The following is a 16,930-nucleotide window of genomic DNA, read 5'->3' as shown; positions in this document are numbered from 1 at the left end:
AAAATAGATAATATCTGCAATATAAATTTTAAGGAAAAAGTTTGGCTAGGATTTTGATCGTAGAAGACGAAACGATGCTGCTTGATATGATGTGTGAGTATCTAAGTGGTGAAAATTTTGAAGTAAAAGGCGTAAAAAGCTACGATGAAGCGCTTAGCCTTGCTTATGAAAGCAACTTTGACCTTTGGATATTTGATGTGAAGATTATCGGCGGAAACGGCTTTGAGCTTTTAAAAGAACTACGCACATCAGGCCAAACTACACCTTGTATATTTACTACTTCGCTTAACACCATAAACGATGTTCAATCGGGCTTTTTAAGCGGATGTGATGATTACATAAAAAAGCCTTTCGAACTAAAAGAGCTACTTTTAAGAGTACAAAATATCTTAAAACGAAGTTTTGTCCACAACACGCAAAATTTCATTAAACTTAGCGATAAATTTAGCTTTGATATGACACAAGGTGTCTTATATGAGGGCGATAACCCGGTGGCTTTAGCAAAAAAACAATCAAGACTTTTAAATTTACTTCTTAAAAATCGTGATAAATTTGTAACTCACGAGGAAATTTTCTCAGAAATTTGGGAATACAATGAGAATCCAAGCGAGATGAGTTTGCGAGTTTATATCGCCGAACTCCGTAAAATTCTAGGCAAAGAGTGCATAAAAAGCCAGTCAAAACTAGGATATAAGTATGTCTAAAAATCGCCATATTTTGCCTATTTTTTTACTTTATTTTTTAACCAGTACGGCTTTTTTGGCGTTTTTTGGCTATGTGTTTTACGAAAGAGAGAAGCATTTTATAATAGACAAAGACTCCTTTGATATGAGAGAACTAAGGCGTGACTTGCATATGAAGTTGCAATTTAGTGGAGAGCTTACTAGGGAGGATTTTAGTGAAATTTTAGCCTTTGTCGTAAATTTAAAAACGCAAGAGATTGTAAAAGAGGATTTTCGCGTAAAGCCAGGCACACCAAGACGATATATCGAGGCAAATGAAGCGATTTCTCAGTTTGTTTTGCATGATAGGATGCGAAAAAACGAGTATTTTGTAGCGATCAAAACTACGGGTCTTGGCGAAAAACTACTTGCGTTAAAGATGCAAATTTTGTTTGTTTCACTTGGAATTCTAGCGGCGATCTTACTTATCGCTTATCTTATCATAAGGCTTTCTTTGCGCCCACTTTATGAGAAGATAGAGTTTTTAGATGGATTTTTACGAGATACTACGCACGAGATAAATACGCCTTTAAGCGTAATCTTGATGAGTATCGAGCTTTTTAAAAATAACCCAGAAAAATACCTTGCAAATATAAAAACAGCAGCTATGACACTTTCAAATTTATATGAAGACTTGGCGATGATTAAATTTAATAAAACCGATGAGAGCGTGCAAGAGGTAAATTTAGCCGATATGCTTAAAGAAAGAGCTGAATATTTCGGTACTTCTTTAAATGCAAAAGGCATAAGCTTAAGCCTAAATACTGATGAGTTTACGCTAACAACCTCAAAATTTAAAATTCGCAAAATCATCGACAACTTGCTCTCAAACGCTGTAAAATACTGCAACGAAGGCGGGAGAATAGAGTTAAATTTAAGCCAAAATAGTCTTAATATCTCAAATACGGGCGAGGGCATAGCAAAGCAAAATTTGCCTCATATTTTTGAGCTTTATACTAGGTTTGACAAGCGAAACGGCGGCTTTGGCGTAGGACTAAATTTAGTAAAAAAATTTTGTGACGAGCTTGGGTTTAAGATAAACTGCACAAGCGATAAAGACAAAACGCAGTTTATCGTTAAATTTAAAGCATAATCTACAAATAACTCATAAGCTCGTTTGCGATGTTCCTGCTATCAAATTCTTTTGCTTTTTGATAGGCTTTTGCCTCAAATTTTGCTCTCATTTCAGGTTCGTTTAGCACTTTTATCATTGCTTTTTGCATAGCGTCTTCGTCATCAACCGGCACTAAAATCCCATACTCATCGTCGCCGATAAGCTCTTTTGCACCGCTTTTGTGTTCTGTTGTGATTATCGTTTTTTCACATGCTAAAGCTTCTATAAGCACATTTGAAAAGCCTTCAAAACGCGATGCGCAAAGCAGGCACGATGCATTTTTGATATGTTTAAATGGGTTTTTATCTGTGCCAAGAAGCCTTACTCTTTTGCTTACATTAAGCTCTTTTATTAAATTTGCAAGCTCGTTTTTTAGCCCGCCTTTTCCCAGTATGCCAAGTGTTGCTCTTTTGTCGTTTATGCTTGCTATAGCGCGTATCAACATGGCTTGATTTTTACCGCTATCAAGACGTCCGATATTTATAAAAAAGGGCCTAAATTCACTTTCTAGCGGCTCGTTTTGAGCTTTTTTTATCTCATCTAAATTTAAAGCGTTGTAAAGAACTTTTGTCTTTGCCTTATCACAGCCGAAATTTTGTATCAGATCGTCGGCATTTCCTTTTGCGTTAGCTAGTATCAAATCCGCTTTTGGATATAAAATTTTCATAAATACTCGGTTGAAAAAGCCGCTTACGCCGTTTTTGTATATCACGGACGGACAGCTCCTTTCACTTATCACCATGCGTCCTTTAAGCCCTAAAATCCTAGCCAGCAAGGCGATATAACATGGGCGATTCATCAGGACAAAATAAGTATCGATGTTAAGTTGTAGGCAGAGTTTTTTAAATTTAAAAGCTAGCATCGGCAAGGCAAAAAATAGCCTAAAAAGCTTTTTTATCTTGTTTTCGTAGGGATTTGAATTTTCTATAAAATGTAGTTTGACTTCGCTTGGGATAGGGTAGGCTATGACATTGCTCATAAGCACTAGATGGACTTCAAAGTTTTCCTTTAAATAAGGAAGTAAATTTGACACCACGCGTTCTGCGCCTCCTGGACCCATTGAGTATAAAAACAGACATAATTTTTTCATTGTTTTACCGTTTCTTCTATCACTTTACGCCACTTTTTCATGATATTTGCTACACTAAATTCGTCGACTTTATCCTTGGCGTTTTGTGCGATTTTTTTGCGTAAATTATCATCATTTAAAATTTCTTCAAGCATGAATGCTAAGTCGTCTTTGTTTTGATTTTCAAAGATAAGTCCGTCTATGCCGTTTCTTATAAGCTCTTTTGCGCCGACGGTATCGCTTGAGATGCGAGCACAGTTAAAATTTGCCGCTTCGATCAAGACATTTGAAAGGCCTTCGCTTCTTGATGATATGACAAAAATTTTAGCCTTTTCATAAAGCGGCGCAACATCGTTTACATGACCTAAAAATTCAACCTCTAAGCCATATTCTTTTGCCTTTTGTTCTAGCTTGCCTCTAAGACTTCCGTCTCCTGCTATAACTATGCGCCACCCGTTTAAAAGCTCTTTTGGTACCTTTTTTAAGGCGTCTAAATACACATCGTATCCTTTTACTTTTTCAAGACGACCAACGCTTAAGATGATGTTTTCTTTTTTGCAGTAGATGGGACTTGCTAAAAAACAAGGATTGTGCAAGATAGTGCGGTTTTTTACGAAGTTGTAATACTCAAAGTCGCTTTTACTAAGCACACTAAGCATGTCAACGCGCTTATAGGCAAGGTCGCGTATAAGTCTAAATTTAGCCGACGTAAGATACTCGTTTGCGTGATGTTCTGTTGCGATATGTTTATATCCAAGTCCCAAATTTGCCGCCACACAAGCTACATTTGTCCAGTCGATAAAGCTTATAATGACATCGGGATTTATCTCTTTAAAGCATTTACGTAGTGCAAAAATTTTTTTTATCTTAGAAAGAAGTCTGCTTGAGCCATAAATTTTAGGATAGATAAATTTGATATTTGAGTTAAATTCGTAAAGTCCTAAATTTTCTTCCAAGACTGCTATATAAACTTCGTTATCTTTGGCAAGTTCGCTTGAGACTATGCTCAAAACGCGCTCTGCTCCACCGTTTCTAAGAGCTGCTATGACAAATAAAATTTTCATTTATGCGCCTTGTATTTTTACGCCGGCCATTTTTAAAAGGTAAAGCCAGCGTTCATAGATATTTTCAAGACTAAATTCATTAAGTCCAAGTCTTGCATTTGTGGCTAGTCTGCGTTGCTCTTGCTCGTCGTTCATGAGACTTTTTAGGCTCTCGCTCATAGCCTTAGAATTTGAAATTTCACATAAAATTCCGTTATAGCCGTTTGTTATGAGCTCGCATGCTCCGCTTGTTTTGGTTGCTATCCTTACACAGTCAAATGCCACAGCTTCGATTAGAGTGTTGCCAAGTCCTTCTACTTTAGAGGTTGAGAGTATAAATTTAGCTTTTGCATAAAGTTCGCCGATGTTTGTAACATTGCCTAAAAATTTGACATCTGCTCCGAGTTTATTTGACAAGTCCTCAAGCCTTTTTCTCTCATTGCCGTCTCCTGCGACTATAAATTTATAGCCACTCGAGTTTAAATTTTTTGCTACTTCGATAAACATTTCACAGTTTTTAAGACCTACCAAACGCCCTACAAATATGACTAAATTTTCTTTTTTAGTGTTTGATAAATTTGGTTTTATAAATAGCGGGTTGTGTATCACATTTACGATTTTGCAGTATTTGGCGTAGAGTTTTGCGTCAGCTTTTGTTAAGACACTTAAAGCACTTGCACGAGGATAGAGTATGCGTTTTAGTGTTTTTATCGTCTTAGAAGAAAGCTTGTCAAAGCTTGTATGTTCGCTGATTATTACAGGAGTTTTTAGTCCTAACGTGCTTGATAAAACCAGCAAATTCGTAGTATCTAAAAAGGAGATGACGACGTCAAATTTTCCCTCTTTTACTATGCGTCGTAGGCTAAAAATTTTACCCAGACGTTTTTTTATGTTACCAAGAATTCCAAGCTCGTCTACGCCTTGGTTTAAATTTATGAGCTTTACATTTTCGTGAAGTTCATAAAACGGCTCATCTTTGTCAAATTTTACCAAAACGCTTTCGTGCTCTAGGCTAAATTTAGATGCCAAAAGCGCGCAAACTCGTTCCGCGCCTCCTGCTCTTAAAGTTGAGACAACAAATAAAACTTTCATACGCCAAACCTTTTTTTAATCCATACTCTAAAATTTGAGAGTGATTTTATGGCTGAATTTGGCAAGAAACAGACTGCTAGAAAGGCTAAATTTTCTTTACAAATGCTTATCTTGAAGCTACGCGCGATACAGCTTAGCATAAGCTTATAATCCCCCGCGATCTTTGCGTAGTAAGCGGCATTTTTATATTGCAAACAAAGAAATTTGGGATTGTGCTTTATGGCTATATCGTGACAAATTTTGGCAGTTTTTAAGTAGGCATAAGCCACGCCTTTTGCGTGTTTGTCGGCATTTGTGGTAGCGCTATCGGCTCGGTTTATACGGTATATATAAAGAGGCTTTTTGTGATAAAAAACTCTGTTTTCAAAAAAGCGTATATAAAGCTCGTTTTCGCCGCCAAAACTCTTCTCGTCAAACCTAAATCCCTCTATAAATTCGCGTGAAAATAGCTTAAAATACTCCCCTGTAATGCGTCCGCAGTGATAGTCGATCTTGCTCATCTCGCAGCTGTTTTGGTATGGATTTCGTCCCGCGATCTTATCTGTGATCTTGCCGTCTATCTCACACACTCCGTCTGCAAATACACATTTATAGCCCTCTTTGATGTAGCTAAAGCACTCACTTATCGCCTCTAAACAAAGCTCATCGTCATCGTCAAGTATGCATACAAACTCGCCGCTTGCGTTGTCAAAGCCATTGTTTTTGTTGCCGTTTGGGCTTTTGGCGTGAGTTTTATTTTTAACGTATCTTACTCTTTTATCGCTAAATTTCTCGCAAATTTGTTTTGCTGTTTCATCATTTGCATCATCGCTAACAATGATCTCTAAATTTTTATAAGTTTGATTAAGTGCCGAGCTTAGCGCCTTTTTTAAAAGTTCGGGACGGTTAAACGTCGGGATGATAACGCTTATTTTTACTTCGTTCATCTTTTAAATATCCTCTCATGTCCCAAAATAAATCTATCAAAACGTGACAAGATGATAAATTTTAAGCTATTTAGATAGGTTTTAAAACTTGGTTTGTATCCGCGTTTTTGTCGCTCTGTTTCTAGGTTGGAGTTGGTTAGGTCAAGTGGATGTGCAAAAATATCGGCATAATACATTTTTAATTTATTACTTTTTAGCAAATAACCCCATAAATCCGCCACGCAAACAGCCTTTTTGTGTGTTTCAAGCAAAGCCTTGGCTGCTTTGCGAGTTAGGATATATGCCGTTGCTCGGTATATCACGCCGTATGAATTTGGCGAGACTTCAAATAGCGTATCGTCTTTAGCGTCTGAAATTTCACCTCTTTTTATGCATTTGCCAAATGCCGAAAATCTACCCTCAAGACCGTCCGTGCCACCGCATATAAGTATGCCGTTTGGTGGTAAAAGTTTTGCATACTCAAAAGCTTTTTGTATCTTGCTATCATCGCCCATAACATCGTCTTCGAAGATAAGTGCTAGTTTGGCATCTGTGGCTAAAAATGCCTCATATGCTTTTGCGTGAGAAAGTGCACAGCCGATCTCTGCGGGGCTTAGAAGTTTGCCGTAGGCTTTAAGTGAGGTATCGGCATAAGCAAAATACTCTTTCGCGCTCATCTCGCGTCCATCAACGGCGCTAGTTAAAACAAACTCATCGTAACTTTTAAACAAGCTTTTAAGCACTTCTCTTCTTGCGCTATCTTTTTGAAGAGAGATTAAAAAGATAGGAAATTTCATCATAAATTCCTTTTAAATTTTGCCAAAATTTTATTCATGAGGATACGTTGTTCGAATTTATTAAATATCAAGAATAAATTTATAATGTATCCAAATGCAAGAAGTGCTACAAGCGCAAATGCTAGGTCGATCCAGCTTTGAATACTTACAAGCCTAGAAATAGCATAATAAATCATACAAACAAAGACAAAAAGAGCTAAATTTCTAAGATAAACCCCATAAAATGTCGTAAGTTTAACATCTAAATTTAAAGCCGCGTTGATGAGGTCGAAAAATAGTATGCGAATGCAATAAAAACCGGCTCCAACGATAGCTATGCCATAAATTCCATAGTCACTAAATTTCACAATACAAATTTGCGCTAGTATCGTGCTAACGCCTAAGATCGTGTTTGCTATGGCGGGACGACGAAGTTTATTTGTCGCGCTATCGATACCAAAAAGTGAAAAAAGATAACTGATAAAGACTATAGGCGCAAGTGTTATCATACTTAAGTTGTATATTAGGGTTATCTCGTCGGCACTTTTAAACGGCAACCAAAGCGAGTAAAAGTCACGTCCAAATACAACAAAAAATGCAGCCGGAGCGCTCATGATAAACGCGACCGTTCGCATTGAAAATTTAGCTTCATTTATCAGTGCTAAGATGTTGCCTTTTGAGTAAAATTCTACAAATTTGGGAGAAAAGATCGAGCTAAGCTGGGCAACGAAGCTTTCTAGGATTATTGGGGCGGCTTTGGCAGTTGCTAAAATACCCGTCATCCAGGCGTTTATAAAGATGTTACATATAAAAAGATCCATGCCGGTTAAAAGTATGCGGTTTAATGCATTAAAACTGTTCCATACTCCGGAGTTTAAAAGCTCTTTTATCTTGTTAAAATCAAAAATTTTAAGATCAAATTTAAGCTCGGGTGTTATGCGTTTTGACATATAAATTGTGCTTAAAAGCACAAAGATAGATGAGATAAGTGCAGAGATAGCAATGTAAGTTATCATCGCTGAAAACAGGTAAAACAGTAAAACTATCAAAGTCGCTAGTATCGTACTTGAAATGGCATTTCTAATAGAAAGTAGATAAAGCTTGTTTCGCACAAATGCACAAACTGTGATGACACCGTTAAAAAGTCCGACACAAAAATTTATAAAATAAAATACAAAAGTCAGGGTTACGTCTGTTTTAAGGTGGCTTGGGACATTTAAGATCACGTCTAAATTTAGTATAAAAATTCCACTTGCAACGACAACAAATAGCGCGAAGATGAAATTTACTGCCAAAACAGACGAGTAGTAAGAATTTGCTCTTTCTAAGTTGCCTTTGTGCCATTCGTAAGCGACAAATCTACCGCTAACAGAGTTTATTGCCACGGTAATTACGGCTGCATAGCTTACTATGGCGTTACTAAGCCCTACAAAGCCAAAAGCCTCGTTTCCAAGGCTTTTTAGGATGTATGGCGTTAGGAAGAAATTTATCCCCATGGAGACCATGAAGACGATTATTGAGCTAATTAAATTTATCGCCAAAATTTAGCCTAAAGTCTTTCGTTTGCGTTTTCGTAGATATTTTTTATATCAAAAACGAGAGTATCTTTAAATTTTAACTCTTTAAATTCGTTATGTGCGACTGCAAATACCACACAGTCGTATTTGTTTGTATCATAGTCTTTGATAAGCTCTAGGTTGTATTCGTATTTTACTTCGTTTGCGTCCGCCCAAGGGTCACTCACATCTACGGTGCAACCAAAGTCTTTAAGCTCCTCTATGACATCTATAACGCGAGAGTTGCGGATGTCCGGGCAATTTTCTTTAAATGTGATACCAAGAACCAAGATACGTGCTTTGTTGATTAAGATCCCGTCTTTTATCATCATCTTAATCACGCGTTGCGCGACATACCTTCCCATGTTATCATTTATACGGCGACCCGCAAGGATGATTTCTGGATGATAGCCGACTTCTTGGGCTTTATGTGTTAAGTAGTATGGATCAACACCTATACAGTGTCCTCCAACAAGTCCTGGACGGAAATTTAAGAAATTCCATTTTGTTCCGGCAGCTTTTAAAACCTCGCTTGTATCGATATTAAGGCGTTCAAATATCATTGCAAGCTCGTTGATAAATGCGATATTTATATCACGTTGTGTATTTTCTATAACTTTTGCGGCTTCGGCGACTTTGATACTACTTGCTTTGTATGTTCCAGCGGTGATGATAGATGAGTAAATTTCATCGACTTTGTCTGCGATTTGAGGTGTTGAGCCACTTGTGATTTTTTTGATCTTAGTTACGGTATGCTCTTTGTCACCAGGATTTATTCGCTCTGGCGAGTATCCGCAAAAGAAGTCCTCGTTAAATTTTAGCCCCGAAATTTTCTCTAGTATCGGCACACAAATTTCTTCTGTTACACCTGGATAAACAGTGCTTTCATATACTACGATGTCGCCTTTTTTAAGGACTTGTGCCACGCTTTGACTTGCTTTTACGACAGGCGTTAGATCGGGACGGTTATTTTTGTCGATAGGTGTTGGCACTGTAACGATGTAGAAGTTGCAGTCTTTAATATCGTCTAAATTTAGACTAAATTCCATACCGTTTTGTATCGCTTCTTCCATTTGTTCGCGGCTAAGTTCTAGCGTGCGGTCGTGAGCTTTTCTAAGCTCGTCTATCCTTGCGGCATTTACGTCAAAGCCTTTGACTTTGTATCTTTTGCTAAATGCAGCTGCAAGTGGAAGTCCCACATAACCAAGACCGATAACGGCTATTTTCATAATTTTTCCTTTTTGGCTTTTTGCCGATTAAATTTATAATTTAAAATTTACATCAAAACGTTTTGCACGTATTTAAGTTTTAAAATTCTAACTATTTTTGAGATATTTTAATGCCACTTTGCCCATTATAGCTACGTTTTAATAGCTTTTACTTAACTCTTAAAGAGACTGGCAATTGACTTAGAGCGCAAATTTTAAAATATCTATTTCTTAAAATTTCAAAAACACTTTTGAAATTTATTAAATCTTTTTTTCCCATTCTAGCGCGGTTTTTATAATGAGTTCTAAATTTTCTCTCTTTGGTTTCCAGTTTGTCTTAGTCCTGATCTTTGTTGCGTTTGAGATAAGTATTGCAGGGTCGCCCTCCCTTCTAGGAGCTTTATTTACCAAGAAATTTACCCCGCTTACTTTTTTTGCAGTTTGTATAACTTCTTTTACGCTAAAACCGTGTCCGTAACCCACGTTAAACACTTCGCTACCGTTTTGCGCAAGATACTCAAGTGCCGATAAATGTGCATCCGCAAGGTCGCTAACATGTATATAATCCCTCACGCAAGTGCCGTCGTTACTAGGATAGTCATCGCCAAATATCGACATGCTTTCGCGTTTACCGAGTGCGGTTTGCACGGCTACTTTTATAAGATGGGTTGCGTTTGGATACCTTTGTCCGATAAGTCCCTCTTCGTCGGCTCCTGCTACGTTAAAGTAGCGCAAAATGGCGTATTTAAAGTATTTGTTTGTAGCGGCAAAGTCTTTTATGATTTGCTCGCTCATGAGTTTGCTCATGCCATATGGATTTATCGGAGCGGTTTGGTTTTCTTCGGTTACTTCGCCAACTTCGGGCTCTCCATAAACAGCAGCAGTTGAACTAAATATAAATTTATTAACACCAAATCTATCGCAATAAGTTAAAATTTTAGCCACGTTTGCAGTGTTGTTTAGGTAGTATTTTAGCGGTTTTGCCACACTTTCGGCAACTTCTATAAATGCCGCGAAATGTATTATCGCATCAAATTTACCGCGTGAGAAAACTTCGCTTAAATCATCTTCTAAATTTGCGTTTACAAACTCAAATTCGCCTAATTTCTTAAGTGTTTTCAAGGCTTCGGCAGAGCCTTTAGAGAGGTTGTCAAGGACTGTGATTTTATGTCCGCCTTGGGTTAAAAGCGCCTTTAAAACATGAGAACCGATATAGCCGGCTCCACCGGTAATTAAAATATTCATCTTTACCCCTTTTTAGGGGGTATTTTACCAAAAAATGATTAAAAGTAAGTTTTATCTCATTAAATTTTAAACGCTCGAAGGGCATTTAAAACGGCGATTATAGTTACGCCAACATCGGCAAATATCGCAAGAGGAATATTTGCAAGACCAAAAATCGCCAAAATCAAAACTCCAACTTTAAAACTGATGCTAAAAATGATATTAAATTTAGCTATGCCGATAGTTTTTTTAGAAATTTGTATCGCGGTTTTTAGCTTGGCTAAGTTGTTATGCATAAGCACAACATCGGCAGTTTCTATCGCAGCGTCAGTTCCAAGCATCGCCACTCCAACATCCGCTCTTGCTATAACAGGAGCGTCGTTTATGCCGTCTCCTACGTAGGCTATACTTGTGTTTTTGTCTTTTTTATCCAAAAAGTTCTCAAAAACACTAACTTTTTGATCAGGTAAAAGCTCGTAATTTACGCTTGAAATCCCAAGTTCATTCGCAACCGCAAGAGCCGGAGCCTTTTTGTCGCCCGTTATCATTGCGGTTTTTATAGAGTTTTTATGAAGCCATTTTATGGTTTTGCGACTCTCTTTTCTAAGCTCGTCTTTTAGACTTATATAACCGGCATATGAATTATTTACTACCAAATGAACGGCTGTTTCGTCGGTATCATGCGGGTTAAAGTCTTTAATAAATTTAGCGCTTCCTACAAGAACATCTTTGCCGTCTATAACCGCACTAATGCCAAAACCGGCAGACTCTTTTACGTGTTTTATCAAATTTTCATCAAGAGGTTCCTTGTAAGCTTTGACGATAGAAACAGCGATGGGGTGTATGCTGTTTTTCTCGGCTAATGCGATAAATTTAAAAAGCTCATCTTTGCTAAATCCGTTTGTTGGGCTAAATTTATAAGGGACAAACTCGCCCTTGCTAAGCGTGCCTGTTTTATCAAATGCAACGAGCTTGACTTTAGATAGCGTTTCTATAAAGCTACTTCCTTTTATCAAGATACCGTTTTTACTGGCTCCGCCTATGCCACCAAAGAAGCTTAAAGGCACTGAAACAACGAGTGCACAAGGGCAAGAGACGACTAGAAATATAATGCCTCTTTTTAGCCATTCGCTAAAGTCTCCGCCAAATAAAACAGGCGGTATAAACGCTAAGACAAAGGCAAAACCAACCACGATAGGTGTGTAAATTCTTGCAAATTTTGTTATAAATTTCTCGCTTTTTGACTTTTTAAACGCCGCGTTTTCAACCATATCTAAAATTTTACTAACAACTGAATTTTCAAATTCGCTTGTTGTCTTTATCTCAACTGTCGCATTTAAATTTATAAAACCGCTTGTGATCTTGTCTCCTTTGCCAAGCTCAAGAGGCAGTGGTTCGCCGTTTATAGAGGCAGTGTTAAAAAGACTTATTCCGCTAGTTATAATGCCATCTATAGGCACTTTCTCTCCAGCTTTAACTACTATGGTTTCGCCGACTTTGACGCTTTGAACATCTACGGTTGTTATCTCGCCGTTTTGTTTTAAATTTGCCTGTTTTGGAGCCAAATCAACCAAACTTGACACCGAACGTCTTGATCTGTTAAGAGAGTAGTCCTCAAACGCCTCGCCGATACGATAAAAGAGCAAGATCGCTACCGCTTCGACCATCTCTCCTATGCTAAATGCGGCTAAAGATGCAATGGACATGAGGAAATTTTCATCCAAGCTAAAGCCGTTTTTTAGACTTTTAAACGCTTTAAAGATTATCTCGTATCCCGCGATGATTAAGGCTACGCCTAAAAGCGCTGTTTTTACACCTATCTCTTGTGTAAAGTAGCTAAAGATCACAAGTAAAAAGCTAAGCGCTATGCAAATTTTATCCGTTTTTAAACTCATCTAAATTCCTTAAAATTTTATACTCATGCCCGGTTCTATTTTGTTCATTATGTTTTGAGTAGCTTTTAAAATTTCATCTTTCTTGCTTTCGTCAAAATCAAGCAATATCTTCATGCCGATGTAATTTATGCTAGCTTCGTTTACTCCGTCAAGTTTGGCGATGTTTGCTTCTATTTTCGCTGCGCAGTTTGAGCAACAAAGTCCTGAAATTTCATATTTTTGTATCATTTTTTATCCTTATTCGTTTATATGGTTAAAGCCTTGCTTAAATACCTGTGCTACATGTTCGTCTGTTAGCGAGTAGTAAACTATCTTACCGTCGCGTCTGTTTTTTACGATCTTACTTTGTTTTAAGACTCTTAGTTGGTGCGAGATGGAGGATTGCGACATGTTTAAAAGCACTGAAATATCGCATACGCACATCTCTGATATACTCAAAGCCCAGAGAATTTTGATACGCGTTGTATCTCCGAAATTTTTAAAAAAGTCGGCTAAATTTATAAGACTTGCGTCATCTGGCATATCTTTTTTAACGCTATCGATAATCTCTTTGTGTATACACTCTACCTCGCAAATTTCTAAATTTTTGTCATTTTCGTTTATCATTTTTTGCCTTTATTTGATATATGAGCATATATTCATATGAAAGTATATAGATAAAAAATTTAAATGTCAAGATATTTTGTGATATTGAGGTTTAAATTTCCGCAAAATGATTTTAAATTTATTTTACGGAAATTTCGAGTAGAAGGTTTTGTTAAATTTTTAGATAGGTAAAAATGTATTTATGCTTTTTGCGCGGTATTTTTCAAACAAAAATATCAGATCGTTTGAAGCCTCTATGAAGTCAAATCCCTCTTTGTCAGCTGCGTCAAATTTTTCACGAATATCCCATAAATAGTCTCTGTCGTCTCTGCAAGACTCATTTGTCGCACCACCTCTTGCGATGGCTAAAAACATCTCATCAAGTGTTGCGTTAAGCATTTTTAGTATCATTTGTTTATTTGTGTAAAGGTCCATATTTTATCCGTTATCTGTTTTCAAAATTTTTAAGCAAATTTTATTCCGTTTAGACGTATTGACTAATTTCTATTAAATTTCCGTCAGGATCTCTAAGGTAGATCGAGTTTATCGCTCCTTTTGCACCTGTTCGTTTTACGATATCGCTTATGACATCGACATTTTTGGCTTTGCATTCTTTAAGCACATCTTCAAGTAAAGTCGTAGTTAGTAAGCAGATATCGGCTGAGCCGACGGTTGCGTTTAGCGCATTTGGTTTTACTTCTTTGCCTAGTTGATGAAAATTTATCTTCATAGAGCCAAACTTTACAGCTTTTCTGCCATCTTCAAAGCTTATCTCTTTCATACCAAGTATTTGCGTGTAAAATTTGATAGAACAATTAACATCTTTAACCGTTAAAACAAAATGATCAAGAGCAGATATCTTCATCGTTAAAACCTTTGTATTTAAAATTTGCTAATCTAACATAAAATCTTAAAAACGTCTCTTAAAATTGTGCTACAATACGGCTTTAGACGCGAGTTCGCGTTATCTTAACACAAAGTTATCAAAATGCAAAGACGTAAATTTCTAAAATTAGGCGCGGCTACGGCTGCAAGTGTGCCTTTATCTTCGCTTAGCGCAAGGGTTTTAAGTGGTGATGCACAGGCTGTTTATGACGCAAATTCAGGACTAAGCGCAAATAAATTTGGCGCTTTTTGGGTAAAAAGCATAGGCAAAAGAGTTGTCGATACAGAGCCGTTTGAGGGTGATGCTATGCCTACGGTGCTAAATAACGCGTTAATCGATCATATACAAAACGAGACTAGAGTGAGATATCCGTATGTTCGTAAAAGTTTCTTAAAAGATCCAAATAATTCAAAACCGCATCTTCGCGGAAAAGAGGAATTCGTGCGCGTTAGCTGGGATAAAGCCATAGAACTAACAGCTAATGTTTTAAAAGAAAATTTTGACAAATACGGCTCTGAAGCGATATGGGGACAGCTTTATCAGTGGGGAAGTTTAGGCAGAGTAGGGCATGCTAGATTTACAGCCAGAAAGATGTTAAATATCCTTGGTGGATATGTGACCGAGTTGGGTGGCTACTCATACGGCGGCGCAACGGCTTTGCTGCCTCACATAACAGGAAGCGTTGATCCAACGCATAATCCTACAAGATGGGAAGCGATACTAAAAGAGGCTAAGACAATTGTATTTTGGGGAACAAACCCTGTCGTATCAAACAAAATAGCCATAGGTGTTCCTATGCATAACTCATACGCTTACTACGATAAAATGCGCCAAAAAAATGCGTCCGGTGAGATAAAAATTTATAGTGTAGATGTTTATAAAAACGAAAGCGCTAACTACTTTGACAGCGACTACATATGTGTTGTGCCTTGTACCGATACGGCGATGATGATAGGAATGTGCCACTATCTATATGAAAGCGGACTTTATAGTAAGGAATTTATCGAAAAATATACGGTAGGATTTGATAAATTTAGGGATTATTTCCTTGGTAAAGTTGACGGGATCGTTAAAAATTTAGCCTGGGCTAGTAAAATTTGCGGTGTAAAAGAGGCAAAGTTAAAAGAACTTTGCGATACCTTGGTTAAAGATAATGCCGTGATAGTTAGCGGATATGCGATACAGCGTCAAGCATATGGCGAGCAAGCGTATCAAGCCTTAATTACGCTTAGTGCCATGCTAGGCCACATCGGTAAGATTGGCGGTGGTTTTGTTATGAATGACCAAATGCATAAAAATGCTGATGAGAGTTACATCGCGCCTAGACTTCGCGCCTTTGATGCAAAAGTTGCCGACAGATACATCACTCCAAACGGCAAACTAGCAAAAAGCAAAGCTCACGAAATGCCAAATTCAAGGCTTATAGATGCTTTGATGCAGCCTGGTAAAGAAATTCCACGTAACGGCAAGATGTATAAGCTTCCTCATATCCGTGTTATGTTTAATGCCAACGGGTCTACCTTCACTCGTCATCCAGACACTAACCGCGCAGTAGCGGCGATAAAAAAAGTAAGTGCCATCATCACAACCGAGCCATTTTGGACTTCAAATGCAAAATTTAGCGATATAGTTTTGCCTGTTTGTTTAGAATGTGAAAGAACCGATATAGAGATGTCAAACTCCACAAATGAGTATATTTTCGCGATAAAACCTCTTGTAAAGCCTGCTGGAGAGAGTAAAAGCGACTTTGAGATAGCACGTCTTATATGTGAAAAATGGGGCAAGGAGCAAGAAGAGGCGTTTAGTGAGGGCAAGAGCGAGCTTGACTGGGTTAAAGAAATTTATGCAGATGTCGTAAGTAGGGCAAGTGCGATGGGTTATGATATGCCTAGTTTTGATGAGTTTTGGCAAAAGGGATATTTTAGATTTGACAAGCTTGACGAGAAGAAAAGATATTTTACAAATTACTCTGAATTTCGTGCAGATCCAGTCGCAAATGCGCTTAAAACGCCGTCTGGAAAGATAGAAATTTTTTCTCAAACGATATCCGACTTTGGTTATGATGACTGCCCCGGACACGCAACTTGGTTTGAGCCGTTTGAGTGGCTTGGTGCAAAAGATAAGAAATTTCCTATCGCAATTAGCGGTGCGCACTCTAAATTTAGACTTCACTCTCAGTTAAACAACTCTATGCTAAGACAATACAACGAGATAAGCGAGCGTGAGCCTATGCTAATAAGCCCTAAAACAGCAAAACAAAGAGGCATAGAAGATGGCGACGTTGTTCGTGTGTTTAACGACAGAGGTGAAATTTTATGCGGTGCGTTAGTGACTTCTGATGTGCAAGATGATGTGGTTATCGTAAGTGAGGGGGCGTGGTATGATCCTGTGGAATTTGGCGAAAAAAGTCTTTGCAAGCATGGAAATTTAAATGTCTTGACCAAAGATGTCGCCTCAAGTAAATTATCTCAAAGCAACACGGCTCATACAAGTATGGTTGAGGTTGAGAAATTTAGGGGTGATTTGCCTGAGGTTACGGCGTTTAGGAAGCCGAGGATTACTAAAATTTAAATTAATTGATAAAATTTACTATTTAAACTTAAATATTAAATTATAAATATCTTCTAATAAAAGGCGATATATTCGCCTTTTAACTATTACACCCTTATCGGCATGATATAAAAATTGTATTTTTAACATAAAGTTACAATTTACATAGTTTATTTAAAACTAAACTAAGAATATAAAGAAAAATAAAGAATTCTTTTTGTAAAATACGCCCCGATTTTAAATTTCGTAAATACATAGTAAAAATTTTATGAAATTTGAGTAAATAAGAGACAGTGTGCATAGTG

General features: G+C 37.5%; 16 protein-coding genes. 3 read left to right on the top strand and 13 right to left on the bottom strand.

Going from position 1 to position 16,930, the window contains the following annotated elements:
• Nucleotides 1-41: 41 nt before the first annotated feature.
• Nucleotides 42-704 carry a response regulator transcription factor gene (locus CCAL_RS07250; RefSeq protein WP_170016955.1) on the top strand — a complete coding sequence of 221 codons (663 nt, stop codon included), beginning with the start codon at nt 42-44 and terminating at the stop codon, nt 702-704.
• Complete coding sequence (locus tag CCAL_RS07245; RefSeq protein WP_170016957.1) at nt 697-1,815, top strand: sensor histidine kinase; 1,119 nt, start codon at nt 697-699, stop codon at nt 1,813-1,815. Before CCAL_RS07250 ends, CCAL_RS07245 begins: the two co-directional genes overlap by 8 nt.
• Nucleotide 1,816: 1 nt before the next feature.
• On the opposite strand, the gene pglJ is transcribed toward CCAL_RS07245, so the two are convergent.
• The 13 genes from pglJ to CCAL_RS07180 all read right to left on the bottom strand — a co-directional run bounded on the left by pglJ (nt 1,817) and on the right by CCAL_RS07180 (nt 14,054).
• Nucleotides 1,817-2,926 carry an N-acetylgalactosamine-N,N'-diacetylbacillosaminyl-diphospho-undecaprenol 4-alpha-N-acetylgalactosaminyltransferase gene (pglJ, locus tag CCAL_RS07240; protein WP_169938424.1) on the bottom strand — a complete coding sequence of 370 codons (1,110 nt, stop codon included), beginning with the start codon at nt 2,924-2,926 and terminating at the stop codon, nt 1,817-1,819.
• Nucleotides 2,923-3,969 (bottom strand): glycosyltransferase, encoded by a 1,047-nt coding sequence (locus CCAL_RS07235; RefSeq protein ID WP_170016959.1) that lies wholly within the window; start codon nt 3,967-3,969, stop codon nt 2,923-2,925. Before CCAL_RS07235 ends, pglJ begins: the two co-directional genes overlap by 4 nt.
• A complete protein-coding gene (locus tag CCAL_RS07230) occupies nt 3,970-5,040 on the bottom strand; it encodes a glycosyltransferase (RefSeq protein ID WP_170016961.1) in 1,071 nt (356 codons plus the stop codon).
• On the bottom strand, nt 5,037-5,966 hold the full coding sequence (locus CCAL_RS07225; protein WP_170016963.1) for a glycosyltransferase family 2 protein: 930 nt from the start codon (nt 5,964-5,966) through the stop codon (nt 5,037-5,039). Before CCAL_RS07225 ends, CCAL_RS07230 begins: the two co-directional genes overlap by 4 nt.
• On the bottom strand, nt 5,963-6,742 hold the full coding sequence (locus CCAL_RS07220) for a glycosyltransferase family 25 protein (RefSeq protein ID WP_170016965.1): 780 nt from the start codon (nt 6,740-6,742) through the stop codon (nt 5,963-5,965). The genes CCAL_RS07225 and CCAL_RS07220 overlap by 4 nt, the downstream gene beginning before the upstream one ends.
• Nucleotides 6,742-8,262, bottom strand: coding sequence for an MATE family efflux transporter (locus CCAL_RS07215; protein ID WP_170016967.1), 1,521 nt, complete (start codon nt 8,260-8,262; stop codon nt 6,742-6,744). Before CCAL_RS07215 ends, CCAL_RS07220 begins: the two co-directional genes overlap by 1 nt.
• 8 nt (nt 8,263-8,270) lie before the next feature.
• Complete coding sequence (gene tviB, locus CCAL_RS07210; RefSeq protein ID WP_170016969.1) at nt 8,271-9,506, bottom strand: Vi polysaccharide biosynthesis UDP-N-acetylglucosamine C-6 dehydrogenase TviB; 1,236 nt, start codon at nt 9,504-9,506, stop codon at nt 8,271-8,273.
• A 240-nt stretch (nt 9,507-9,746) separates the two neighbouring features.
• A complete protein-coding gene (gene galE, locus CCAL_RS07205; RefSeq protein WP_170016971.1) occupies nt 9,747-10,730 on the bottom strand; it encodes a UDP-glucose 4-epimerase GalE in 984 nt (327 codons plus the stop codon).
• A 59-nt stretch (nt 10,731-10,789) separates the two neighbouring features.
• On the bottom strand, nt 10,790-12,604 hold the full coding sequence (locus CCAL_RS07200; protein ID WP_170016973.1) for a heavy metal translocating P-type ATPase: 1,815 nt from the start codon (nt 12,602-12,604) through the stop codon (nt 10,790-10,792).
• 9 nt (nt 12,605-12,613) lie between these two features.
• The gene (locus CCAL_RS07195) at nt 12,614-12,832 is read right to left on the bottom strand and encodes a cation transporter (RefSeq protein WP_170016975.1); all 219 of its coding nucleotides are present in this window, start codon (nt 12,830-12,832) and stop codon (nt 12,614-12,616) included.
• Nucleotides 12,833-12,841: 9 nt separating this feature from the next.
• Nucleotides 12,842-13,210, bottom strand: a complete 369-nt coding sequence (locus tag CCAL_RS07190; protein WP_169938444.1) for an ArsR/SmtB family transcription factor — start codon at nt 13,208-13,210, stop codon at nt 12,842-12,844.
• A gap of 159 nt (nt 13,211-13,369) precedes the next feature.
• Nucleotides 13,370-13,624, bottom strand: a complete 255-nt coding sequence (locus CCAL_RS07185) for a nicotinate phosphoribosyltransferase (protein ID WP_169972435.1) — start codon at nt 13,622-13,624, stop codon at nt 13,370-13,372.
• A 49-nt stretch (nt 13,625-13,673) separates the two neighbouring features.
• Nucleotides 13,674-14,054 (bottom strand): VOC family protein, encoded by a 381-nt coding sequence (locus tag CCAL_RS07180; RefSeq protein ID WP_169938448.1) that lies wholly within the window; start codon nt 14,052-14,054, stop codon nt 13,674-13,676.
• 123 nt (nt 14,055-14,177) lie between these two features.
• On the opposite strand from CCAL_RS07180, the gene CCAL_RS07175 reads away from it, so the two are divergent.
• Nucleotides 14,178-16,646 carry a molybdopterin-dependent oxidoreductase gene (locus CCAL_RS07175; protein WP_169938450.1) on the top strand — a complete coding sequence of 823 codons (2,469 nt, stop codon included), beginning with the start codon at nt 14,178-14,180 and terminating at the stop codon, nt 16,644-16,646.
• Nucleotides 16,647-16,930 lie beyond the last annotated feature (284 nt).

Source organism: Campylobacter sp. RM6914 (assembly GCF_004803835.1).
In the GTDB taxonomy this organism is placed as follows: Bacteria; Campylobacterota; Campylobacteria; order Campylobacterales; family Campylobacteraceae; genus Campylobacter_A; species Campylobacter_A californiensis.
Note: the sequence above shows the minus strand (reverse complement) of the source record. Positions and strands in the feature narration are given on the sequence as shown.

What these genes read in the sequence shown, in the direction of transcription:
- CCAL_RS07245 (WP_170016957.1), top strand. Translation starts at nt 697, where the DNA reads ATGTCTAAAAATCGCCATATTTTGCCTATTTTTTTACTTTATTTTTTA.
- pglJ (WP_169938424.1), bottom strand. Translation starts at nt 2,926, where the DNA reads ATGAAAAAATTATGTCTGTTTTTATACTCAATGGGTCCAGGAGGCGCA.
- CCAL_RS07235 (WP_170016959.1), bottom strand. Translation starts at nt 3,969, where the DNA reads ATGAAAATTTTATTTGTCATAGCAGCTCTTAGAAACGGTGGAGCAGAG.
- CCAL_RS07230 (WP_170016961.1), bottom strand. Translation starts at nt 5,040, where the DNA reads ATGAAAGTTTTATTTGTTGTCTCAACTTTAAGAGCAGGAGGCGCGGAA.
- CCAL_RS07225 (WP_170016963.1), bottom strand. Translation starts at nt 5,966, where the DNA reads ATGAACGAAGTAAAAATAAGCGTTATCATCCCGACGTTTAACCGTCCC.
- CCAL_RS07220 (WP_170016965.1), bottom strand. Translation starts at nt 6,742, where the DNA reads ATGAAATTTCCTATCTTTTTAATCTCTCTTCAAAAAGATAGCGCAAGA.
- tviB (WP_170016969.1), bottom strand. Translation starts at nt 9,506, where the DNA reads ATGAAAATAGCCGTTATCGGTCTTGGTTATGTGGGACTTCCACTTGCA.
- galE (WP_170016971.1), bottom strand. Translation starts at nt 10,730, where the DNA reads ATGAATATTTTAATTACCGGTGGAGCCGGCTATATCGGTTCTCATGTT.
- CCAL_RS07200 (WP_170016973.1), bottom strand. Translation starts at nt 12,604, where the DNA reads ATGAGTTTAAAAACGGATAAAATTTGCATAGCGCTTAGCTTTTTACTT.
- CCAL_RS07195 (WP_170016975.1), bottom strand. Translation starts at nt 12,832, where the DNA reads ATGATACAAAAATATGAAATTTCAGGACTTTGTTGCTCAAACTGCGCA.
- CCAL_RS07190 (WP_169938444.1), bottom strand. Translation starts at nt 13,210, where the DNA reads ATGATAAACGAAAATGACAAAAATTTAGAAATTTGCGAGGTAGAGTGT.
- CCAL_RS07185 (WP_169972435.1), bottom strand. Translation starts at nt 13,624, where the DNA reads ATGGACCTTTACACAAATAAACAAATGATACTAAAAATGCTTAACGCA.
- CCAL_RS07180 (WP_169938448.1), bottom strand. Translation starts at nt 14,054, where the DNA reads ATGAAGATATCTGCTCTTGATCATTTTGTTTTAACGGTTAAAGATGTT.
- CCAL_RS07175 (WP_169938450.1), top strand. Translation starts at nt 14,178, where the DNA reads ATGCAAAGACGTAAATTTCTAAAATTAGGCGCGGCTACGGCTGCAAGT.